At 67.4% G+C, this 22,103-nt stretch carries 21 protein-coding genes and 3 pseudogenes; 13 read left to right on the forward strand and 11 right to left on the reverse strand.

All coding sequences use genetic code 11. The features are described 5' to 3' along the window. The first annotated feature begins 122 nt into the window (after positions 1-122). Complete coding sequence (locus ACZ3IC_RS10665; RefSeq protein ID WP_467414673.1) at positions 123-1,076, forward strand: Rieske (2Fe-2S) protein; 954 nt, start codon at positions 123-125, stop codon at positions 1,074-1,076. Positions 1,077-1,391: 315 nt separating this feature from the next. On the opposite strand, the gene ACZ3IC_RS10670 is transcribed toward ACZ3IC_RS10665, so the two are convergent. The 9 genes from ACZ3IC_RS10670 to ACZ3IC_RS10710 all read right to left on the reverse strand — a co-directional run bounded on the left by ACZ3IC_RS10670 (position 1,392) and on the right by ACZ3IC_RS10710 (position 5,482). Then, on the reverse strand, positions 1,392-1,565 hold the full coding sequence (locus ACZ3IC_RS10670; protein ID WP_467414675.1) for a CsbD family protein: 174 nt from the start codon (positions 1,563-1,565) through the stop codon (positions 1,392-1,394). 52 nt (positions 1,566-1,617) lie between these two features. Further along, positions 1,618-2,025: a gas vesicle protein K gene (locus ACZ3IC_RS10675; RefSeq protein WP_467414676.1), complete on the reverse strand. Its 408-nt coding sequence runs from the start codon at positions 2,023-2,025 to the stop codon at positions 1,618-1,620. Next, positions 2,022-2,261, reverse strand: coding sequence for a gas vesicle protein (locus tag ACZ3IC_RS10680; RefSeq protein ID WP_467414677.1), 240 nt, complete (start codon positions 2,259-2,261; stop codon positions 2,022-2,024). The genes ACZ3IC_RS10675 and ACZ3IC_RS10680 overlap by 4 nt, the downstream gene beginning before the upstream one ends. Then, positions 2,258-3,073 carry a GvpL/GvpF family gas vesicle protein gene (locus tag ACZ3IC_RS10685; RefSeq protein ID WP_467414679.1) on the reverse strand — a complete coding sequence of 272 codons (816 nt, stop codon included), beginning with the start codon at positions 3,071-3,073 and terminating at the stop codon, positions 2,258-2,260. Before ACZ3IC_RS10685 ends, ACZ3IC_RS10680 begins: the two co-directional genes overlap by 4 nt. Next, positions 3,070-3,492: a gas vesicle protein gene (locus ACZ3IC_RS10690; protein ID WP_467414752.1), complete on the reverse strand. Its 423-nt coding sequence runs from the start codon at positions 3,490-3,492 to the stop codon at positions 3,070-3,072. The genes ACZ3IC_RS10685 and ACZ3IC_RS10690 overlap by 4 nt, the downstream gene beginning before the upstream one ends. Before the next feature lie 105 nt (positions 3,493-3,597). Next, on the reverse strand, positions 3,598-3,849 hold the full coding sequence (locus ACZ3IC_RS10695; protein ID WP_467414681.1) for a gas vesicle protein GvpG: 252 nt from the start codon (positions 3,847-3,849) through the stop codon (positions 3,598-3,600). A 9-nt stretch (positions 3,850-3,858) separates the two neighbouring features. Then, positions 3,859-4,572 (reverse strand): GvpL/GvpF family gas vesicle protein, encoded by a 714-nt coding sequence (locus ACZ3IC_RS10700; RefSeq protein WP_467414684.1) that lies wholly within the window; start codon positions 4,570-4,572, stop codon positions 3,859-3,861. A gap of 3 nt (positions 4,573-4,575) precedes the next feature. Next, positions 4,576-5,013: a gas vesicle structural protein GvpA gene (locus ACZ3IC_RS10705; protein ID WP_467414686.1), complete on the reverse strand. Its 438-nt coding sequence runs from the start codon at positions 5,011-5,013 to the stop codon at positions 4,576-4,578. Between the two features lie 85 nt (positions 5,014-5,098). Beyond that, complete coding sequence (locus tag ACZ3IC_RS10710; RefSeq protein ID WP_467414687.1) at positions 5,099-5,482, reverse strand: gas vesicle protein GvpO; 384 nt, start codon at positions 5,480-5,482, stop codon at positions 5,099-5,101. Positions 5,483-6,569: 1,087 nt separating this feature from the next. Here ACZ3IC_RS10710 and ACZ3IC_RS10715 point away from each other — a divergent pair. The 8 genes and pseudogenes from ACZ3IC_RS10715 to hydA all read left to right on the forward strand — a co-directional run bounded on the left by ACZ3IC_RS10715 (position 6,570) and on the right by hydA (position 12,820). Then, entirely contained in the window at positions 6,570-6,725 is a 156-nt protein-coding gene (locus ACZ3IC_RS10715; protein ID WP_383059705.1) for a DUF6131 family protein, read from the forward strand. A 1,043-nt stretch (positions 6,726-7,768) separates the two neighbouring features. Further along, positions 7,769-7,897, forward strand: a complete 129-nt coding sequence (gene gvpO, locus ACZ3IC_RS10720; protein WP_467414690.1) for a gas vesicle protein GvpO — start codon at positions 7,769-7,771, stop codon at positions 7,895-7,897. Positions 7,898-8,373: 476 nt separating this feature from the next. After that, a complete protein-coding gene (locus tag ACZ3IC_RS10725) occupies positions 8,374-8,601 on the forward strand; it encodes a hypothetical protein (RefSeq protein ID WP_467414692.1) in 228 nt (75 codons plus the stop codon). Positions 8,602-8,608: 7 nt separating this feature from the next. Next, on the forward strand, positions 8,609-9,358 hold the full coding sequence (locus ACZ3IC_RS10730) for a histone protein (protein ID WP_467414694.1): 750 nt from the start codon (positions 8,609-8,611) through the stop codon (positions 9,356-9,358). Positions 9,359-9,364: 6 nt separating this feature from the next. Next, complete coding sequence (locus ACZ3IC_RS10735; RefSeq protein ID WP_467414695.1) at positions 9,365-10,360, forward strand: SRPBCC family protein; 996 nt, start codon at positions 9,365-9,367, stop codon at positions 10,358-10,360. A gap of 385 nt (positions 10,361-10,745) precedes the next feature. Further along, positions 10,746-10,865, forward strand: a pseudogene (locus tag ACZ3IC_RS10740) (IS30 family transposase); the annotation flags it as partial. An 18-nt stretch (positions 10,866-10,883) separates the two neighbouring features. After that, positions 10,884-11,081: pseudogene (locus ACZ3IC_RS10745) on the forward strand (transposase); the annotation flags it as partial. Positions 11,082-11,428: 347 nt separating this feature from the next. Continuing rightward, on the forward strand, positions 11,429-12,820 hold the full coding sequence (gene hydA, locus ACZ3IC_RS10750; protein WP_467414696.1) for a dihydropyrimidinase: 1,392 nt from the start codon (positions 11,429-11,431) through the stop codon (positions 12,818-12,820). A 302-nt stretch (positions 12,821-13,122) separates the two neighbouring features. On the opposite strand, the gene ACZ3IC_RS10755 is transcribed toward hydA, so the two are convergent. Beyond that, on the reverse strand, positions 13,123-15,534 hold the full coding sequence (locus ACZ3IC_RS10755; protein ID WP_467414699.1) for a beta-N-acetylglucosaminidase domain-containing protein: 2,412 nt from the start codon (positions 15,532-15,534) through the stop codon (positions 13,123-13,125). Between the two features lie 688 nt (positions 15,535-16,222). Between ACZ3IC_RS10755 and ACZ3IC_RS10760 the strand changes: the two are divergent. From ACZ3IC_RS10760 to ACZ3IC_RS10770, 3 genes and pseudogenes are all read left to right on the forward strand, one after another. Further along, positions 16,223-16,737 (forward strand): annotated as a pseudogene (locus ACZ3IC_RS10760) (amidohydrolase family protein); the annotation flags it as partial. Between the two features lie 15 nt (positions 16,738-16,752). Continuing rightward, the gene (locus ACZ3IC_RS10765; protein WP_467414755.1) at positions 16,753-17,754 is read left to right on the forward strand and encodes a TIGR03842 family LLM class F420-dependent oxidoreductase; all 1,002 of its coding nucleotides are present in this window, start codon (positions 16,753-16,755) and stop codon (positions 17,752-17,754) included. 125 nt (positions 17,755-17,879) lie between these two features. Beyond that, positions 17,880-19,442, forward strand: coding sequence for an NCS1 family nucleobase:cation symporter-1 (locus tag ACZ3IC_RS10770; protein ID WP_467414701.1), 1,563 nt, complete (start codon positions 17,880-17,882; stop codon positions 19,440-19,442). Here the strand turns inward: ACZ3IC_RS10770 and ACZ3IC_RS10775 are convergent. Next, the gene (locus ACZ3IC_RS10775) at positions 19,405-20,181 is read right to left on the reverse strand and encodes a hypothetical protein (RefSeq protein WP_467414704.1); all 777 of its coding nucleotides are present in this window, start codon (positions 20,179-20,181) and stop codon (positions 19,405-19,407) included. The genes ACZ3IC_RS10770 and ACZ3IC_RS10775 overlap by 38 nt on opposite strands. A 359-nt stretch (positions 20,182-20,540) precedes the next feature. Here ACZ3IC_RS10775 and ACZ3IC_RS10780 point away from each other — a divergent pair, with 359 nt between their 5' ends. After that, the gene (locus ACZ3IC_RS10780) at positions 20,541-22,016 is read left to right on the forward strand and encodes an amidase (protein ID WP_467414705.1); all 1,476 of its coding nucleotides are present in this window, start codon (positions 20,541-20,543) and stop codon (positions 22,014-22,016) included. Positions 22,017-22,103 lie beyond the last annotated feature (87 nt).

Genomic DNA, 22,103 nt, shown 5'->3' on the forward strand with positions numbered 1-22,103 from the left:
GGGGGACGAGCTTCCGTCGTCGGCCCACATGACAACATCTCGCCCGAGGCTTCTTCAGCCACCAGAGTGGAGCGGAGCTGATGCTTGTTTGGAAATCGGCCGCACATGGCAAACCGCTCAGCATGCGGCTTTCAGTGCGGTATACGAAATTCGCGATTCTCGCTCTGAGCAGCGGCAGGGTAAAAGTGGCGGCCGCCCGCACCGAGGACCGCGTTCTGAGGTCCCTCGACGCGCTGGGCCGCCTGGAGAAGCTTGATGTGGTGATCAGCCCCGTGCGCGGGTTGGTGCGCGGCGTGCCTCTGGGGCGCTGGCGCGATGTGCTGCACGGTCTGCCGATCGGCCATCCCCTGCACCCTGCACTGGTGCAGGTTCCGATGGGCGCGTGGTTTTCCGCCGCGGTGCTGGACGTCGTGCCCGGCACCCGGCGCAGTGCCCGCATCTTGGTGGGGGTGGGCGTACTGGCAGCCGCGCCGGCTGCCTTGGCCGGCTGGGTGGACTGGGCTGAGCAGCACGAGGACCAGATGCGTACCGGCCTGGTGCACGCGGCGTCGATTGCCGCGGCCATCGGGCTCTACACGGGATCCTGGGTGCATCGTGGTCGTGGCCGTACGGCATGGGGCAAGGCGCTCGGCTTTGCGGGGCTGTGCATGGCTGGTACCGGCGGGATGCTCGGTGGCCACCTCGCCTATCGACAAGCCGCAGGCGCCAACAAGGCGGCAGCGGTCCGGCGACTATTGGAAGAGGGTTGGCATCCGATCGGCAGAGTGGAGGACTTCCCAGTCGGGGAGGCCGTGCGGCGGCAGTTGGGTGAGGTGCCTTTGCTGGTGTTCCGTCAGCCGGGCGGCCGCATTCATGTCCTTGCCGAGCGGTGCAGCCACCTGTCAGGACCCCTGTCGGACGGGAAGATCGCCGACGGCTGCGTGGAATGCCCCTGGCACGGCAGTGTCTTCCGACTGTCGGACGGCGCGAACGTACGTGGGCCGGCTACCGCACCGCAGCCGTCCTTCGAGGTGAGCGTGGACAGCGACGGCACCGTCCACGTACAGCTGCCCGGCGCCGGGCGCACCACGCAATGACCTGAGCAGATGTCGTCGACGCGCGTTCTGCGACGCGGTGCGGTCGTCCTGCCACGCATGACACATTCCACTTCAGCCCTGCGCCACTTGGAGCGCGCGGCGGCTCGGACCGTCTGACCGCGCGAACGGCTCCTTCGCGGGTGTTACCTCGCCCCCGCACTTCCAAGGAGCCGACCCGCAGCGGCGGAGAGCCGAAAGCGCGGCACTCTATTCCCAAGCACAGGCGAACGACTACCTGGGTACGAACGGCGCCGGCCCCGTCGGCGCACGGAGTGCGACGGCGGGGCCGTGACTGATAGTGCCTGAGCGTGTCTTTCAGTGCCGGAACCTGTCCTTGCCCTTCTCCACGGCGTACTTCAGTTTCCCCTTGGTCTTTTCGGCCTTTCCTTTGCTTTCCAGGCTTTCGTTACCGACGGCCTTCCCGAGCGTTTCCTTGGCTTTCCCTTCGGCTGTCTCGCCGATGTTCTTGGTCTTCTTTCTGATGCCCATGTCGTGCTCCTTTATGGGCCTTCGGTCGAGCAAGCGGGGGTTCGGCCGACTGCTATTCGGACGGTGGCAGCAACGTGCCGAGAGGCCCGAGATCCAGATTGAGGTCTTGCATGGAGAGGTCGTACCGTGCGCACAGTTCCACCATACGCTCGTGGAGAATCATGAGTGTGGCCCCCAGCCGCTCCTCCTGTTCCTCGGTGAGGTCTCCGGCGTCGACCCGCTGCAGTGCCTGGCGTTCCATGAGCTGTCGCAGCAGCTCGACGATGGTGAGAACGAGCTTGATCAGGTCCCGTTCCACCGTGTCGGGGTCGGTGGTCACCCGATGTGTGGTTCCCTGCGCCTTCGAGCCGCTCGGCGGCAGGACGTCCTGCGGGGCGGCGGGCAGCAGACGGAAGGCGCGGGCCGCCGCGTCGGCGACCTCGTCGAAGCGATTGCTGGGCCGGTGGGTTTCATCTGTCATGGCCGCCTCGCAGGGGGTGCCAGGGCGGGCCACGGGGAGGGGTTCTGTTCGCTGATGGAGACGATCAGCGCACGCAGCGAGATGCGTACAAGATCGATATCTGCGATGGAGAGTACGACGTCACCGGTGAGGACCACACCTCCGCTCAGCAGCCGGTCCAACAGGTCGATCAGCGCGATCTGCCGGTCCGGCAGCGGCTCTTCTGCCGCGGCCAACGGCCCGCCGTCCGCCCTCACGGCGCGGCTCTCTTCAAGGATTCGGCTTCGGCGGGCGTGGCGAAGGAGTAGGGCGCCCAGGGTCCGGTGACCTCGATGCGTATCCCTGGAAGTCCCTCGGCGGCCTGCATGACTTCGGCCCGGAACCGTTCGGAGTGCGCCAGCGGCACGAGGTAGGCGTCGTTGACGACGTTCTCTCCCGGCCCGCGGGCGAGTTCGCCTTGCTGAGTCCGGTGCTGGACCCGGTCAACGGCCACGTCACGCGCTGCGTCCTCGACACACCGGGCCGCCTGTTGGGCGTCCCGGTAGGCGTCTTCGCGGGCGTGGCGCTGCGCTCTGCGGTGGCTGAGATAGGCACGCCCGGGGCTCAGGTCCGGCTCTGCGGACGGCTCTGCCGGGCTTTCGCTGGCCGCGGGCGCTTCGACGTAGATCTTGACGCCCCATTCCACCTGTGCGGCCAGGTCGGACAGCCGCTCGGCGAAGGCTTCCCGGCGGGCATCGAGCATCTGCCCCACCCGCTCGTCGTCGAGGTACACGGTGGCCAGCCGGAGCGGCAGGACGGTGGTGCGCGCGGCCAGAGCCTCGATCACCCGGTGATGTGCGCGGGCGACCGACTCCAGCCAGTCCAGGTCTTCGAGGTGCGCGCGCAGCGCGGCCTCATGGAAGTCCTGTGCGGGCACCGGGCTGACTGCGACCACCACGTCACCGCAGTGCCCTGTGTGCACCAGGTGCACCGGCGCGTCCGCCACTCCGGGGAGCCCGGCCAGCTCCTCTTCCAGAACTCCGTCGGCGTCCCGCGCCACGGCGTAGGCGTAGGTGATGACCTCGGTCATGACTCATCCCGCTTCTGCGGCTCGGCCCGTTTGGTGCGTGATGTACGTGCGGTGCGGCGGCGGGCGGCAGGGCGGCTTTCCTCGTCGACGCCCGGGGGCAGCTCACCGCCCTCGCGCATGGCCTCGATCTCGGCGCGCAGCCGCTTGTTCTCCTGGGCGAGTGAGCGGTAGCCATCGCTGGCGCGTGAGGACAGCGCAGGGTCGTGCTCCCACCAATCGATGCCCATCTCCTTCGCCTTGTCCACCGATGCGACCAGCAGGCGCAGCTTGATGGTGAGCAGTTCGATATCCAGCAGGTTGATCTGGATATCGCCCGCGATGACGATGCCCTTGTCCAGGACCCGCTCCAGGATGTCGGCGAGATTGGCCGAGGAGCCCTGACCGCCGTAGGGGCCGGCCCTGGACGGGAAGTCGCCCATCCTCCTGGCGACGGGTTGGTTCACGGCGTTGCACCTCTATCCCGGGTTCCCGGCGTTGCGACGGGAGCGCGCGGCGGCGCTCCGTCTCCGCGGCGGCTGCCGCGATCATGTATCGGTGCCCTGGACATGGGCCCTGATCTCGTCCAGTCGGTCCAGCAGCTCGTCCTCGCGCCGGTCGAAGGTTTCCTCGTCGATGTCTCCCGCCAGCAGCGCCCGCTCGAGCTCGGCGAGTTCCCGCTCGACGGGTGCGGGGTCGTAGTACTCGTTCTCCGCGGTCTCGACGACGCGCTCGATGACCCAGGCCACGCCGCGCACCGGCGCCAGTGGCAGAGTGGCGAGTTGAGTCAACAGTCCCATGAGGCCTCCTTAGACGAAGCTGTAGGCGGGCAGTGGGCCGAGCAGCCGAATATCGAAGTCCTCACCCAGCTCCTTGGCGAGATCCTGCTCCGCGCTGAGGAAGCTCTTCTCGTTGTCCCGCTCCACCAGGAAGGACACGCTCAGGAAGTCGTTCCCGGTCGCCTGCGACGAGCGTTCCTCCCGCGCGAAACCGCGCAACGCATCGAGGACTCCGTCGGCGAGCTGATCCTGCCGCGCCTGCACTTCCTGGGAGACCAGTTCCCCGAGGGCGAGCGGCAGTTCCGGGCTGCCGTTGCCGCTTCTGATCTCCTCGTTGAGCCCGCGCGCCTCGTCGGACTCTTGAAGGATCTGCCGCAGCAGCGCATTCTCGTCCTGGGCGGCCTTCAGGTGGTATTCGACGCAGCCCTCCAGCGCCCGCAACCGTTCGGTGAACTCGTCCGTACGGTCCTCCAGCACCGCTCGTACGGCGTTGTCGTCCGTGGCGGTGAAGCCGAACTGCATTGGTAGAACCGTGCCGTCGGCCATCAGCCGCTCCTGGACGGCCTGGTGCGCGCCGAGGTCGCGGCGTTTGGGCCGTAGCTCCTCGGGGGCGTCGCTGATGACCGCGGACAGCTCTTTGGTACGCACCGTGCGGAGTGTCGAGGGCGGGTTCCCCACCCCGTCGAGGTCGGCGAGACGCTGCGGATGAGTTGTCGCGACAATGGAGTAGACGTATACGGCCATGGCTCACTCCTTCCGGCGCCGGGCGGCAGGCCGACGCCTCGGCCGCTCCCGCCTCTCGGGCTCCTCTTCCTCCTCCTCCTCATGCCCTCCCTTGAGGGCCTCGGTCACCACCTCTGCGGCCCCGCTGAGAGCTCCCTTGGCCTTGCCATGCGCTCCGCCTTCGGTCACCTCGCCGACCAGGTCGGTCAGCTGGGAGGGCGCCTTGCGACCCTCCTCCAGGTCGATGCGGTTACAGGCCTCTGCGAAGCGCAAATAGGTGTCCACGCTCGCCACCACGATGCGGGCGTCGATCTTGAGGATCTCGATGCCTACCAGCGACACACGCACAAACACGTCGATGACCAGGCCGCGGTCCAGAATCAGATCAAGGACGTCGTAGAGGTTCCCGGACCCTCCTCCGCCCCTGGAAATGGTTCCTCCGCCTTGCGGCACCACAGTCATGGTGCCTCCTCTCAGCGGCTTACGCCTGGTCCGGGGCGTGCATTCCGTTCGTCTTGCGAACGGTGCTGCGGTAGCAGCCCAGACCCTAGCTAGGCCGGTCGATCTGCCCTCGGGTGTATCGACGAGTACGCTCGTACGCCACCAGTTCGCCTTCCTCGTCCAGCATCACCCGATAGGTCGCCATCACGCTGGTAGTCATGGGGACACGTTCCAGCTCCAACACTTCCACGTCCGCCTGCCAGCCGTCCTCCGTCGGCTTCACTGCCGAGACGGACTCGGGGGCTCGTCCCAAAAGCTCCTGGAGCTGCTCAGTCGCATTCCGCATAGCCCGAGGGGCCGAAACCCGGCGGGCCGTGCGCTTCGTTTCGCTCGTTCGGCTCACGGTCCGTCCAACACTGGTTTTCCTGGCGCTCTGCTTGCTGGACGGACGCCGGACGCGCTGCGTCTCGTGTTCTTCGCCTGCGGCCATGTTCCCTCTCCGGAATCGGAGACGACACGCTGCCCGCGCCACATTCACGACGCGCCACTTCATGATATACGGCCTGGGCTGACCGCATCTCGGGCTCCCCAGCGCGGCTCTGTCAACGCCGGCGACAACCGTGCCGCAGGCCCACCCTGAGCCTTACCGGGCTGTGTGCTCTCATAACTGCCAGTGAGTAACGTCCTGCACTGTGCGGAGCAGAGCCCTTCCTCTGCGTCAACCCGTCCTCGGCGCGGCGAATCAGCATGCCTGAGCGGTCGCGATGTCCCGGTGGTATGTCAGGCCTCTTGGTGCCGGGCCATGGGTTTGTTTTTCAATGTCGTTGCCTGATGTTGTGTCAGGTGCGGGATCGACGTGTCTGTCATTCGAACGATGGGATTACGGGTGCTGCCTCAGGCAGGGCGGCTTTCGGGGTGATCGAGAGCTTGGAACTGGCTTGTGGGCGGAAGGAATTGAGGGCCATTTGGTGCGGGTCGGCGCGAAATCCTCGCGCTTCGATCCGCGACCGCGGATGCGGGACTACGTGCGGGGCCTGCTGGGCCCAGTCGGCCGGAAAGGCGGCTGACGGCGCAGAATTCGCGGGTCACCGCATGCCCGACGGGCTGCGGAGGCTGCTGGCCGGAAGCCGGTGGAACCCGGGGGAGATTCGCGATGACCGCGGACGATCAAGTTGAAACCGCTCGCATTGCTCAGGCCCAGCTGCCGGAGAAGCGCCGGCGGGGACGCTCCGGTGGCGCGCTGCTCCATTCCCTTGGGGCTGCTGGGACGTCGCCCGTCTTCGGGCATATCTGCTGCCTATGCTGCGCGTCGTTGTTGCTGCCGGACGGCGACAATCTTGCCTTGCGTGAAGCCTTGCGATGGACACCACTAGTACTCTCATCCGTTACGCTCAGTAACCGAATTTGTCGGCATACCCGCCACTCGCTACACACCAGACGATCACTGAGATTGTCCTGCTGACGGGATTCACCCACGTCCACGACCAGCCGTGCTCCCCGTGGCCATTTCCTGGCCTGCATCGCCGTGTGTATGTGTGAGGCGCATACTGAAAAGACCTGCGAGAATGGAGGACGTCATGATCATCCTCGGCGTCATTCTGCTGGTCATCGGCCTGGTGGCCGGCATATCGATCCTGTGGACCATCGGTATCGTGCTCGTCGCGATCGGCATCGTTCTCTGGATCCTGGGTGCGGTCGGGCATGGGGTGGGCGGTCGACGGCATTACTGGTAGGGCTGCTTGTTCCGGCTCCCCGTGCACTCGGCTATTGCGTTCTCCGCGGATATGGTGCGGTCCGCAAATCGCTACCGGGCTCGGAGATTCAGCGACCCGGATTGGAGCGCACACGGCCGTGCGTCAACAGCTCATCGAGCGGGAACCGCCCGTCCTCTGGGCGGTGCTGGAGGACGAGAGCCGGTATGCGGACTGGCTGGTGGGGACCTTCGACTCCGCCCCGGCAACGGGCGTCGGCCGGGACTCGGATCGTCGATTAAATGCAGGGTGCGTCTGGGTCCGAAGGAGTTCTGCGGATGCACGACGGTCCGTCGCCTCGACGTGCCGCGCGCAGAGCACCCGCTGCACGGACCGGGAGGGAGACTCCACAACCACAGTTCCCGAAGCCCTTGCGCAGATCCGACGCCGCAGCATGCTGTGGCGACTTGCGGAAGTCGTCGAGGAATGCCCCCGGGACGCGGGGTGAGCGACAGACCAAGAGGGCCTGCTCCAACGGGCAGCGAGGCATCGGCATGCCGGTCTGTCCGTTCCGCCCCCGCTCATTCAGGCGACGATGAGAGTGGTGCTCCTGGGATCAACGTCGCGCGCCGCAGTTGTACGCGGAGTCCCGTCCTTGCCCTGGGTGGGCGCCTCGCGTACACCGCGACCACAGCCGTGGAACAGCCCTTCGTGCACCCGGCCGGCACTGAGACCGTACGACCTGTGCCTGGAGTCCGCAGCCATGAAAAGCGTTGGGCCCGTGCGCCGTCGTCTTACATCGCCAAAACATCGATCACCACACGACGGCCCACCCCGGCAGGAGCGCCCGATGGCTCCGTTCAAGGTGCGATTCGCCCGATACGGATCAGACTTGAATTCATGGCAGAAGAACGTCGGCCGCGCGCCGGGAAATCCTTGACGACAGCGGCTCGCCGCATGCCATTTATGCGTCGAGCGCAGCATGGTGCCCGTGCTGCCTGCCGGAGCTTGACTAGTTCGATCGACCCTCCCATGGGGGGCGTATCGGTGGTGAGACGTGTCTCAAGGACGGTTGGTGCGTCTTCGTGGACGTCCTTGAGCTTCCCCGGATTCCAGACACAACGAGCCTTCTTGCCTCCTACGAGGTACAGCTCGAACTCATGGAGTACCGCAGGGTCCGCCACTGGCGGCGGGCGTCCGCCGGGGATAAGTGATCCAGGATTGTTCAATTACCAGAAGGACGACTCCCCATGCCTGCGACCGCTATTGAGGAACGTCGGCGGCGTGGGCAGCCCGGCTGTCCCTCTGCGGACGATCCGGCACGGGCAGGTTGCCGCAGTCGTCAACGAAGCCTGTCCGAAGTCGGCTCACCGAGTTCTTTTGCTGCGCCTTTCGGATGAGGGCCTGGTCCCGCCCATGCGGTTCGGGATAGTCGTTCCGGCCGAGGAGACCGTACGCGGTCAACTGACCGTTGGCATCGAGGCCAACGTCACGGCACGTCCGGCACAAAACGCACATGCAAGTCTCGTCGCGGGGACAAGAAGGTTCGGCAGCTGCTGCTGGAATCACGTCGACGTCCCAGGTGTGAAGCCAGCCTCCGGCTGGGCGAAGCCGTGGCGGCTGGTCTTGAGAGCAGGGCCGCCGAAGCCAGGCGGCGAGTCTCCGCGAGCTCACACCCATGGTCCGTGTGGTGGCCAGCGGACCGGATGCTTGGGGATGCGTGCTCAACACGTCTTTCCTTGTCAACCGCTGCGACAGCGAGAACTTCCGAAGCGTGGCGGAGCGCATTGCCGACGCGCACCGTGAACACGCCGAGCTGCGTCTCGCGGCCACGCTGCCCTGCTCAAACGAGATGAGGAACGGCTGCTCGTCCGGCTACATGCTGCACAACAGCCCCACGTCGAACGATCGAAGGTGACGTACTCATGGATGACACATCCAAGGTGACCCTTGCGGCCGCAGTAGTGGGCGGCTATGTGCTGGGCCGGACGAAGAAGGGCCGGCTGGCGCTGACCATTGCAACCTATCTGGCAGGCAGACGATTCGGCCTCGAACCCCGACAGCTTGCCGCCGAGGGGATGCGCAGACTCGGCGAGATTCCCCAGTTCGCCGATCTGCAGGAGCAGCTGAAAGGGCAAGTCCTCGACGCGGGCCGAAAGGCAGTGACGGCCGCCGCCGACCGCGGCATGAGTTCGCTGGCCGGTGCCCTCAGTGACCGTACGGCCCGGCTCGGCGGGAAGCAGCACGAGGAGGAGGAAGAGGGAGGCGAGGAAGAGGAAGAATACGAGCCGGAAGAGGAAGGCGCGGAGTACGAGGAAGAGGAAGGGATAGAGGAGGAGCCGGAAGAGGAGGAGGAGGGACAGCCAGAGGAAGAATACGAGGAAGAGGAAGAGGAAGAGCCGGAAGAGCCGAAGCGCCGCAGGGCACGCAAGAAGGCCCCTGCCGCCCAGGAAGAGAAGTCTCGGACAGCGAAGAAGGCGGCGGCTCGGAAGGCGGCTCCGGCGAAGAAGGCGGCGGCTCGGAAGGCGGCTCCGGCGAAGAAGGCGGCGGCTCGGAAGGAGGCTCCGGCGAAGAAGGCGGCGGCTCGGAAGGAGGCTCCGGCGAAGAAGGCGGCGGCTCGGAAGACGACGTCGGCGAAGCGAGCAGCATCCAAGCGAGCAGATCGTCGGAGGTAGCCAGTCATGACCAGGACGGAAAGTGAGCAGCCCGCAGTGGAAGAGTCAGGTGCGGATCGACTTCGCGAAGAGCTGTCCAACTTCCTCACTGCGCAAGTGGAGAGACTCGCCGAGAAGGCGGGCGACAAACTGACCGACGTCACGGGACAGCTCACCGATGTAGCCGCGACCGGATCGCTTCCTGCGATCGGCTCCCGCATACTCCAGGGCGAATCCCCCCTGAGGGCATTCGTCGGGGAAAAAGCCAAGGGCCTCAAGGAAAACGTCGCGGGGAAGGTCAAGGGAGCGTTCGGCAGCGGAAAGGGTAAACGCAAGTCGAGCGGTGGCAAGGTCATGAACATCATCGAGGTTCTCGATGTGGGAGTGCCCCTGCGTGTCGCGTACGACTACTGGACGCAGTACGACCAGTTCAGCAGTTTCGCCAAGGGCGTTCGCGACGTCTCGAAGAGCGATGAGATGTCCAGTGACTGGAAGGTTAAAGTCGGCCCTTCCTCGCGCAGCTTCAAAGCAACTGTCCAGGAACAGATTCCCGACGACCGCATCGTATGGACGTCCGAGGGCGCCAAGGGCACTACCCGTGGCGCGGTCAGCTTCCATGAGTTGGCCCCCAGCCTGACTCGAATCGTCCTGGTCGTGGAGTACTACCCGTCCGGGTTCTTCGAGAAGACAGGCAACCTGTGGCGCGCCCAAGGACGCCGAATGCGACTCGACTTCAAAAACTTTCAGCGATACGTCACCCTCGCCCAGGAAGATCCCGAGGGCTGGCGCGGCGAAATCAGGGATGGCGAAGTCGTCGTGTCTCACGAAGAAGCCGTGGAAGAAGAGGCTGCTGAGCAGGAGGACACAGAAGGCGAGGAGCCCGAGGACGAGGGCGACGAGGACTACGAGGACTACGGGCCCGAGGACGAGCAGGGCGCCGACTACGAGGACGAAGAAGAAGAGGAAGGCGAATACGAGGACGAGGACGTAACTTCCTCCAGGAGGCAGAGAGGGCGGAGATGACGCCGTGACTGACGTCGACATTTAGGCTGGGCTCCTACGTTGTCTCGGGGCCGCAGACCACCGAGCTTGCCGACATCCTCGAACGCGTTCTCGATACGAGGATCGTGATCGCTGGTGACATCAAGACATCTCCTGGGCAGAGCACTCGTTCGAGTCCTTGGCGGTAGGGGAGGTGCGGCCGATCCCGCGCATCGAAGGCACGTCTGGTCTGGCCGCACGTTTCGCATGGCAGGACGCGGCTGGAGGACCGAGGGACGCCAAAGCGGCGGGCAACCGGTTGACTGGCACGTATCTGCATCTGCGCGGGGTCGCCCAGAACCCCGGTGGCTGGGCATTGGCCCGCTACAACGTCGAGATGGGGCCGCCGGGCCGCCCGTGGCGCCGGGCCGTGGAGGACGCGAACGCGTCCACGATCACTGCACTGCCCGAACACCTGCGCCGCTCGTTGACCTGGGACCGTGGCAAAGAGCTGGCTCAGCATGCTCAACTCCGCATCGACACAGGGCAGTAGGCGCGCGTAGAGGACCTCTTCCCAAGGCCCAAGAAGCAGTCCAGGATTATCCCCCTGCGACTCGCGTTCGAGGCATCGCTGTACAAGGTTCGGCACGGCCTGATGTGGAAGGACCTGCCGGAGCACATCACTCCAGGGCAGCGCCCCCAGAGCCTCTACCAGCGTGCGCTTGAGTACCTGAAGGCCGGAGTTTGGGAGAGGGCGGTATGAGCACTGGGCGACTACGACGGCACACTGGTTCCACCCCTGTACGGGCTGCCGGACCTCGACATCACAGGCACCTTCGCCCCGCGCCTCAGCAGCCCCCCGAGACGCGAAGTGGTCGATGGAAACGTCACGATGCCGGAGGGCGCACTCGCACACGTTTCATTGGCTCGCGTGACCAGGGATGTTCAGCCCGAGTAGGTGCCTGACCTGCAGGAACGCGCCTATCTCGGCCAAGCGGTAGGGCGGAATCGCCCTACCGGTCCCGTCGACGGCGCCCCATCGGGCGCATCGGGCATGCAGAACGGCTCATGAGTGAGTACCCCGTATCCGACGTAGATGGAGCAGAAGCTATGGCACGCACTCTGATCACCGGTGGCCTGGTCATCACGGCCTCCGACGAGTTGCACGTCGACGTGCTTGTAGACGGTGGCCGTGTCGTGGCCATGGCCACCCACGACAGTCATGAGTGGACGACCGATCATGTCATCGACGCTGCGGGGAAGTACGTGATCCCAGGCGGTGTCGACGCCCACACGCATATGGAGATGCCGTTCGGCGGCACGTTCGCTTCCGACACCTTCGAGACCGGAACTCGGGCCGCGGCCTGGGGTGGCACGACGACCATCATTGATTTCGCTATCCAGTCCAAGGGCGGATCGCTTGGTGAAGGGCTCGACGCGTGGCATGAGAAAGCGGATGGAAAGTGCGCGATCGACTACGCGTTCCATATGATCATGTCCGATGTGAACGAGTCCTCGCTCAAGGAAATGGATACGCTCGTCTCGGCCGGCGTCACTTCGTTCAAGCTCTTCACCGCGTATCCGGGGGTCTTTCTCTCCGACGACGGTCAGATTCTTCGGGCCATGCAGCGCGCCGGCTCGAATGGCGGGCTGGTGATGACGCATGCGGAGAATGGTCTCGCCATCGACGTGCTGGTGGAGCAGGCGCTGGCACGTGGTGAGAGGGACCCTCGCTACCACGGTGAAGTCCGGAAGGCACTCCTTGAGGCGGAGGCGACGCATCGAGTGATCAAGCTGAGCCAGGTGGCGGGGTCTCCTCTCTACGTGGTGCACGTGTCGGCGCAGGAGGCCGTCGCCGAATTGGCGCGGGCTCGGGACGAGGGCCTTCCGGTTTTCGGCGAGACCTGCCCGCAGTACCTCTTCCTTTCGACCGATAACCTGGCAGAGCCTGAATTCGAAGGCGCGAAGTATGTCTGTTCCACCCCGCTGCGTCCGAAAGAGCATCAGGCAGCGCTGTGGCGTGGGCTGCGGACGAATGATCTGCAGGTGGTTTCCACGGACCATTGCCCGTTCTGCTTCAAGGGACAGAAGGAGATGGGTCGTGGTGACTTCTCGAAGATTCCGAATGGCATGCCGGGTGTCGAGAATCGCATGGAACTGCTGCACCAGGCCGTGGTGGACGGGCATATCAGCCGCCGTCGTTGGATTGAGATCGCCTGCGCGGCGCCGGCCCGGATGTTCGGCTTGTATCCGAAGAAGGGCACGATCGCTCCGGGGGCTGATGCCGATATCGTCATCTACGACCCGCATGCTGAGCACGTCATGTCCGCCGAGGCGCATCACATGAACGTCGACTACTCGGCCTACGAAGGCAAACAGGTGACGGGGCGGGTAGAGACGGTGCTGTCACGAGGTGTTCCGGTGATCGAAAAGCGCACGTATGTGGGCCACGCGGGGCACGGGGCGTATCTGCCGCGAGGAATCTGTCAGTTCGCGAACTGAGATGTCTCGCGGCGAAATCCCTCGTTCAATACGTTGGGCGATCTTCTCCGGGGTGTTGTAGTAGCGGCTGCCGGCCTGGACCGGCGCCTGCCCCACCTGCCACCGCGGTACACCAGCACTCGCACCGACCTGACCAAGCGCGGGAGTTCCGCGCGGAGCAGCCGGGTGAAGGCCAGACCGGCCGCCGCCCCTGCTGCGCACACCGCGGCGCCGGCGACGGATCACGAGGTGACAAAAGGGCGGTCCGCGTTGGGCGGTCCGCCCTCCTGCCTCTTGACTACGCCTTGGCGGCTACCGCCGGATCACGCCACGGGCGAGCCGTAGATGCCCATCTCGTGGACCGAGTAGCCCCAGGTCGTCTTCCGCTGAACGCCCTGCATTCGGACATACTGCACCGCGCTGTCGGAGTTGATCTTGATCACGTCATTGCCGCAGCTGTCGGGGTGCTGGGTGGCCGCCTCGGTCCAGTTCGTCCCGTCCAGGGAGGTCTGGATCTGGTACTCCGTCGCGCAGGCGCCCTCCCAGGCGAGGGTTACCGCTGCGACCTTGGCGGGGGCGGCGAGCTTCACCTGGACCCACTCGTTGTCGCTGTAGCCGGATGCCCAACGGGTGCCGAGCTGAGCGTCGTTGACGTACCGGGCCGAGAGCCGGTCGAGGTTCTGCTCGACGCTGGATGCGCTCGCCGTGCCCTTCAGTGCGAGGTTCTCCGAGCCGCCCGCGGTATCCCACAGCTGGAGCCGGATGTCCGCCTGGATGAGGAAGGAGTCGAGTACCCCGTCGCCGACCTTGGGCTGGGCCTTGCCCCAGGTGTTGCGCGCCGGATCGACCCGTACGGCTCGGGCCTGCTTCTGCAGAGCCTCGGAGTCGGCGAGCAGCGCCTCGGCCTTCTCCTTGTCACCGGCCTGCCGGGCTGCGAGCGCGTCCAGTGTCTTCACCATCGACATGCCCCACAGCTGGGTGGCGTCAAGCCAGGGCTTGGCATCGGCGGCGAAGCCCTGCTCCACCGACCCGGCGCGGATAGCGGCCGGGGCGGCCTCGATTTCGTTCGCGTAGGTGCGCAGCGCCTTGACGGAATCGGTGCGGTCGCCCGCGTCCCATGCCTTCCAGAACTCGGCTATCCGGCTGGTGAGTTCGGGTGCCTGGGACTGCCAGGGGGTGGTGCCGAAGGTCGGGGCCAGGTGTTCCAGGTCGGCGAAGACGAGGAGCGCGTCGGTGGCCCGGCGGTCACCTCCCGCGAGGTAGGCCATGGCGCGCGCCCAGTTCGCCTTCGCGTCGTACGCCTTGTCGTTCCAGGTGAAGTCCGCGGCGCCGAAGACCGCGATCTTGCTGGCGTACGGCTGGTTCATCGGGTTGGCGACGATGCCCGAGAGGTGGCTGGACAGGCCCGCCTCGCGCTTGTCGTAGGGGGCGAGCAGCAGCCGACCGCTGGTGTTGCCGTAGTCGTTGACCGGGTAGTTGTCCCAGACGAAGACCTTGCGGCCGAAGAGCTTGGAGGCGCCGTCGGCCTGCTCGTTGGTGATCGCGGGCGGTACGACGTCGGTACCGGTCCACATGACCACGACCGCGGGGTCGAGGGTGGCCCGCATCGTCTGTTTGTAGGTGGTGTCGGTCAGGTCGCCGTACTCGGTCGGCACCATCTGGAGCGGGCGGGCGCGCTCGTGGGTGGCGATGAAGTTCTGCTGGAGGTCGTTGAGCAGGTCGACCTGGGCCTTCGCAGCTGCGGTGCGTCCCGGTTGGCCGTACGCCGCTTGGTCGGCCGCGCAGTTCCATCTGGTGTAGCTGATGTCGTCCAGCGGGATGGAGAAGGACCGGGTGCCCAAGTCGTAGAGGGCCTGGAGCTTGGCCTTGAGGGCCTTGCGGTCGTCGGGGTCGGAGTAGCAGATCGAGCCGCCGGGTGAGACGGCGAAGGTGAAGCGGACGTGGTTCGCGGTGGCCCGGTTCACCAGCTCGCCCAGTTCGGCGAGTTTGTCGGTGGGATAGGGGTCGCGCCACTTGTCGCGGTGGTAGGGGTCGTCCTTGGGCGCGTAGATGTAGGTGTTGGCCTTGACGTCGCCGTAGAAGTCCATCTGATCCAGCCGCTCGGCGTGCGTCCAGGGCTGACCGTAGAAGCCCTCGATCGTGCCGCGCAGCGGCATCGACGGGAAGTCGGCGGCCTGCGCGCCGGCGATCTTCCAGCCGTCGTTGCCGCGGACGAAGAGCTGATGGAGCGTCTGTACGGCGTAGAACTGGCCGGTGGCGTCGTGACCGCCCAGGGCGATCTGCGCGCCCTGCTCACTGGCGTCGACCCGCAGGGCGTAACCCTCGGCGCGGTCCGGGGCAGCCACGTCGCCGAGCGCCTCGGCAATGTCCGGCCGGGCGGCCGGGCCGATCCGCACGGTGAGCAGGCCGGCGGCGGCCTGGGGGACGTTGCCGGGCGTGACGATGTCGACCCGGTCGGAGCCGTGCTTCCTGAGCTCGCGGACGAGGCGGTCACGCGCTGCCGCGTCCGTGGCGTCGTCGGCGACGAGGAGCACACGGCCGGTCACGGTGGCATCGCGGCCGGAGCGGGTGAGCGACTGGGGCGTGGGGGAGACGGGCGGCAGCGGTTCGGCGGTGGCAGACGGGTCCTGCTGCGGTGATGCGGCAAAGGCCACGGGGCCCTGAGCCAGCGCGCCGGAGACCATGGAACTTGCAAGTGCGAGACATGCGCTCAGAGCGATAACGCGTCTTCCCATCAGGGCTCCAAGAGGTCTAGACCAATATTCTGCCCGCAAGGATAGTGGCGGAACTCCATTCCCTGTCAAGGGTGCCGACCGTATTTGGGCGGCCGTTGCCCGTTTCTCGGCTTCGCGCTCGGCAACCACCAACTACCCGACCGCTCGGCCGGGTTCGCTGCGATCCGAGGTGCCTCTGGCGGGTGGCGGAGGTGGTCGGGAGTCGCGCACACAGGTGTGGACTCGGCTGCCCGTTGCCTTGATGCCCCCCGTGACGTCGGCTGCCCCTTCGAAGCCTGGTTCCAGGAGCACACGCGCATGGTGCCGCCGACGCTCACGGATGAACAGTGGGCATCTGTGGAGGACCTCTTCCCAAGACCCAGGAAGCAGTCCAGGATTGTCCCCCCGCGACTCGCGTTCGAGGCGTTGTTGTACGGGTTCGGCACGGCCTCATGTGGAAAGATCTGCCGGAGCACGTCACTCCAGGGCAGCGCCCACAGAGCCTCTACCAGCGTGCCCTTGAGTACCTGAAGACCGGAGCTTGGGAGAGGGCGGTATGCGCACTGGGCGACTACGACGGCACACCGGTTCCGCCCCTTTACGGTCTGCCGGACCTTTGCATCACAGGTACCTTCGACCCGCGCCTGGGCGGCCCCGCGAAGCGCGGTGTCGCCGGGGGAGACGTCACGATGTCCGAGGGCGCGCCCGCACGCGTTTCAAGCTGTTCATGGCCTACCCCGGTGTCTTCTGCAGCGACGACGGCCAGATCCTGCGCGCCATGCAACGGGTCTCCCACAACGGCGGCCTGATCATGATGCACGCGGAGAACGGCATCGCCATCGACGTCCTCGTCGAGCGGGCCCTCGCAGAGGGCCGCACCGACCCGCGCCACCACGGCGACGTCCGCAAGGTGGCGCTGGAGGCCGAAGCCACCCACCGCGCCGTGGAGCTGGCCCGCGTCGCCGGATCCCCCCTGTATGTCGTGCACGTCTCCGCGGACGAGGCCGTCGCCGAGGTCGCCGCCGCCCGCCACAAGGGGCTTCCGGTCTTCGGCGAGACCTGTCCGCAGTACCTCTTCCTCTCCACGGACAACCTCGCCGAGCCGGACTTCGAGGGCGTGAAATACGTCTGCTCCACCCCCCTGCGCCCGAGGAACACCAGGAAGCGCTCTGGCGGGGTCTCAGGAACAACGAACTCCAGGCCGTCTCCACCGACCACTGCCCTTTAGGAGCACCCGTCATGGACTTCGGACTCGTCCTCCAGACCGACCCGCCCGCTTCGGCCGTCGTCGGCCTGATGCGCCGCGCCGAACGCAACGGCTTCCGCTACGGCTGGACCTTCGACTCGGCGGTGCTCTGGCAGGAGCCGTTCGTCATCTACAGCCAGATCCTCGAGCACACCGAACACCTCGTCGTCGGCCCCATGGTCACCAACCCGGGCACCCGCACCTGGGAGGTCACCGCCTCCACCTTCGCCACCCTCAACGACATGTTCGGCAACCGCACCGTGTGCGGCATCGGGCGGGGCGACTCGGCCATGCGCGTCGCAGGACGCAAGCCCAACACCCTGGCCCGCCTGGGCGAGGCCATCGACGTCATCCGCGACCTCGCCGAGGGGCGGGAGGCCACCGTCGACGGGCAGCCCGTCCAGATCCCCTGGGTGAAGGGCGGCCGCCTGCCGGTCTGGATGGGCGCGTACGGCCCGAAGGCGCTCGCCCTCGCCGGGCAGAAGGCCGACGGGTTCATCCTTCAGCTCGCCGACCCGTTCCTCACGGAGTGGATGATCAAAGCAGTACGGGATGCGGCGGCACAGGCGGGCCGTGACCCGGACTCCGTGACCATCTGCGTCGCCGCCCCCGCCTATGTGAGCGACGACCTCGACCACGCCCGCGAGCAGTGCCGCTGGTTCGGCGGCATGGTCGGCAACCATGTCGCGGACCTTGTCTCCCGGTACGGCGAGCACTCCGGACTCGTCCCCGAGGCTCTGACCGCGTACATCGCCGGGCGGTCCGGCTACGACTACAGCCACCACGGCCGCGCCGGAAACCCCGACACGACGTTCGTACCGGACGAGATCGTCGACCGGTTCTGCCTGCTCGGCCCCGCCGAGGCGCACATCGAGAAGCTCCGGGCCCTGCGCGACCTGGGCGTCGACCAGTTCGCCGTCTACAACATGCACGATGCACGCGAGGCGACGATCGACGCCTACGGCTCACAGATCATCCCCGCCCTGTCCACCTGACCCGCCCGCCCCACGCCGGTGAGTCCCCATGGGGGTACGCACCCACGCTTGTACGCCCCATGGGTGGCACGCACCCCCGCGCCCCGCCCCGCACGGCACCGTTCCCGAGCGAAGGGCCCACCGCCATGACATCCACCGTCCCACCCACCCCACCCCTCCCACCGCAGAACCGGATACCCGACCCGTCGGGCCGCATCGAACTCGCCCCCGGCGCCGTTCCCACCGACAGCCGATTCGCCAATGAGGACCTGCTGCCCGTACCGCTGGAACGGCGCCGCTGGACGACGTACAACTTCGCCGCGCTCTGGGTCGGCATGGCCCACAACATCCCGTCCTGGCTGCTCGCCTCCGGCCTGGTGGCCCTCGGCATGGACTGGAAGCAGGCCGTCCTCACCATCGCGCTGGCCAACCTGATCGTGCTCGGCCCGATGCTGCTCACCGGGCATGCCGGACCCAAGTACGGCATCCCCTTTCCCGTTCTGGCCCGCGCCTCCTTCGGCCTGCGCGGTGCCAATCTGCCCGCGCTGATCCGGGCCGCGGTGGCCTGTGCCTGGTTCGGCATCCAGACCTGGATCGGCGGCGTCGGCATCTTCACCCTGCTCGGGAAGATCTTCGGCGGATGGGCCGAGGCGTCCCGGATCGGCGGGCAGCCGTGGACGCTCTGGCTCTGCTTCATCCTCTTCTGGGCGCTCGAACTCGCCATCATTTACCGGGGGATGGACACCCTGCGGCGGTTCGAGAACTGGGCGGCCCCGTTCGTCATCGTCGGTGCCGTGGTGCTGCTGGTCTGGGTCGCCGTCAAGGCCGGCGGCTTCGGCCCGCTGCTCGACCAGCCCTCCCAGCTCGGCTGGGGCAAGGAGTTCTGGCCGGTCTTCTTCCCCTCCCTGATGGGCATGATCGCCTTCTGGGCCACGCTCTCGCTGAACATCCCCGACTTCACCCGCTTCGGGGCCGGCCAACGCGCCCAGATCCGGGGCCAGTCGCTCGGCCTGCCGACCACGATGACGCTCTTCGCTCTCCTCTCGGTCCTGGTCACCTCCGGCTCACAGGTCGTGTACGGGGAGGCGATCTGGGACCCGGTCCAGCTCGTCGCCAGGACCGACGACGTCTTCGGGTTGCTCTACGCCCTGGTGACGGTGCTGGTCGCGACGGTCTCCGTGAACATCGCGGCGAACGTCGTGTCACCCGCGTACGACCTGGCGAACCTCGCCCCCAAGTTCATCAACTTCCGTATGGGCGCCCTGATCACGGGTGTCGTCGGCGTTCTCATCATGCCGTGGAAACTCACCGAGACCCCGGAGCTGTACATCTTCACCTGGCTCGGCCTGGTCGGCGGACTGCTCGGTACGGTCGCGGGCATCCTGATCGCCGACTACTGGATCGTCCGCCGCACCGTGCTCGACCTCGCGGACCTCTACCGGCCCGGCGGCCGTTACTGGTACGCGAACGGCTGGAACTGGCGGGCGGTCGTCGCGTTCGCCGTCGGCGGCATCCTGGCGATCGGAGGCTCCCACTCGGCCCCCGGCACGGGCCCGTTCCCGGCCGACGGGCTGATCCCGATCCTCAAGCCGCTGGCGGACTACGGCTGGGCGGTCGGGCTGGCCTCGTCGCTGGTGCTGTACGCGGTGCTCAGCGGCCGTCGGTCCGGCGTCATACCGGCGCCATCGGACGGCTCAGCAGCGCACTGATGTCGAATGTCCGGTCCGGTGGCGGTGTGGCCGTGGGCACCGGCCTGTCGAAAGCCGAGAAGCCCACGATCGCGTTCGCCCCACCGCCCTGCACCGTGAGCCTCAGCGGGTACGGCGTGCCCGTGGCCGCGACGTACGTCGTCAGCGTCCGACCGTCCCTGAGCCTGGTCAGCGGGATCACCGAAACCCCGTCGAGCGTGGTCTTCCTGCCCTTGTTCAGCGTGCCCCGGTCGTTGTTCGCGTGGTCGCTGACCAGCACCCGGAAGGTGTCCAGATCGCATCCGTCCGCCATCTCGCGCACCCTCGGGTCGGTGGCCGAGCCTTTCATGTAACGCCCCTTGAGGATTGCGGCGAAGGCCGGGCCGCCGTAGGGAACCTGGTTCTTCCAGAAGTCCGCATCCGGCTTGACCCAGACGTCGTTGCCGCGCTTCACGATCCGGACCGACCCCTGACTGCTGCCGAGGTCCACCGAACCGGTGCAGTTGCCGTCCCGGTCCAAAGTGAGATCCAGAGCCATCGGCGGACTGTCGTTGCCGAGGTCGCCTCGCATGTTGAGGTGCAGGGAGTGGGCGCTCAGGAGCGCGTCGCGTGAGCGGTCGGCGATCTGCTGGGCGGAGAGCGTGTCGATGCCGTCGTCCGCCCGGGCCGCACCGCCGCCGATGACACCACCGCTCGTGAGCCCCAGTACGAGGACCGCCGCCCAGGCGGCCTGGCGTGTGCCGATGAGTTGGCCGGTCACGGCGTCTCCCTCGAAGGGCCCGTCGGGCCTGTTCAGGTGTGCGATCCGATCCTTTTGAGAGTACGACGGGCCAGGACGGGCCGCGCGGCGGAGGAGCCGTCGAACCGACCGTCGCGCCCAGGTGGCCGGACCGATTCCCGTCTCGACGAAGCATTCCGGTCCAGGAACCCCGCGAGCGCACCCGCCGGCCGCTCCCACCGCCGGTCCGGATCACTGTCCACCCACGGATGGCCGGCGTGGCACGCGACTCCACCGAACGGTTGAGCGGACCGCCCACTACTCGTTACCCTCCGGTAAGTTCGTGCGGGCGTACAGGTGCGGGCGTGCGCACCTGCCGATGCGAGGAAAGCTGGCAGCCCATGTCCTCAACGGAAGCCGTGGAAACCACCGAACCGGCCGGCCCGGCCGGACTGGCCGACAGCGCACGGGAGCTGGCCGAAGGCCGTACCACCTCGACCGAGCAGGTGTCCGCCGCCCTGAGCCGTATCGAAGCGAGCCAGGGCACCCTCAACGCCTTCAGGCACCTGCGCGCCGAGGCCGCCCTCGCCGAGGCTGCCGAGGCCGACCGCCGGCTTGCCGCGGGGGAGCGGCTGCCCCTGCTCGGGGTGCCGGTCGCGGTCAAGGACGACACCGACGTCGTCGGGATGCCGACCTACTTCGGCTGCGACGGCGATCTGCCCGCCGCCACCGCCGACAGCGAGGTCGTACGCAGACTGCGCGCCGCCGGGGCCGTGATCGTCGGGAAGAGCAACTCCTGCGAGCTGGGCCAGTGGCCGTTCACCGAGGGCCCCGCCTTCGGCGCCACCCGCAACCCCTGGAACAACGGACACACCCCCGGCGGTTCGTCCGGCGGTTCCGCGGCGGCCGTAGCGGCCGGGCTCGTACCCGCCGCGCTCGGTTCGGACGGCGCCGGGTCCGTCCGTATCCCCGCAGCCTGGACCCACCTCGTCGGCATCAAACCGCAGCGCGGCCGGATCTCCGTCCACCCGCAGAGCGACGCCTTCCAGGGCCTGACCGTCAACGGGCCGCTGGCCAGGACCGTCGCCGACGCCGCCCTGCTGCTCGACGCGGTCGCCGGACCCCACCCGGACGACCCGCACCGCCCGCCCCCCGTCGAGGCCTCGGCCGCCGCCCGCCGCGACCCGGGCAGACTGCGCATCGCCCTCGCCTGGCGCCCCCCGCTCACCCTCACCGGCTCCGCACTCCACCCCGATGTGCGACGGGCCGTCACCGCACTGGCGGAGGCCCTCGCACGCCTCGGCCACGACGTGGAGGAGGCCAGGCCCCGCTACGGGCTGATCGGCCTCGGTTTCATCCCCCGCGCCACCGCCGGGATCGCCGAACTCGCCGCCCGCCACCCCGAGCCCGCCCTCCTCGACCCGCGCACCCGCAGCGCCCTGCGCACCGGCACCCGTCTGGGCGGCCGGGTGGTGCGCGCTGCCAGGGAGCGGGAGGTGCGCCAGCACCGCAGGATCGGCGCGTTCTTCCACAGGTCCGGGGCCGGCGCCGGGTACGACGTACTGCTCACCCCGACGACCGCCTTGCCACCGCCCCCGATCGGCAGGTTCGACGGGCTGAGCGCCTGGCGCACCGATGTGGCGATGGCCGAGGCCTGCCCGTACGCCTGGCCCTGGAACGTACTGGGCTGGCCCGGCATCAACGTACCGGCCGGGTTCACCTCCGACGGGCTGCCCGTCGGCGCCCAGCTGCTCGGCCCCTCCCGCAGCGAGGAACGGCTGATCTCACTCGCCGCCCAGCTGGAGGCCGACCGCCGCTGGTACGAGCACCGGCCACCCGCGCCGTCCCCCTCGGTCAGGCCGGGCGGCGGGCGCTGACCAAGCGCCGGCAGTTCAATGCCGCGGGCGTACCGATGTGGCGCGCAACGAGCGCGAGCCGGGCGCGCTTCATCACCTCGAGTCGGG

Source organism: Streptomyces sp. NPDC002958 (assembly GCF_055563255.1).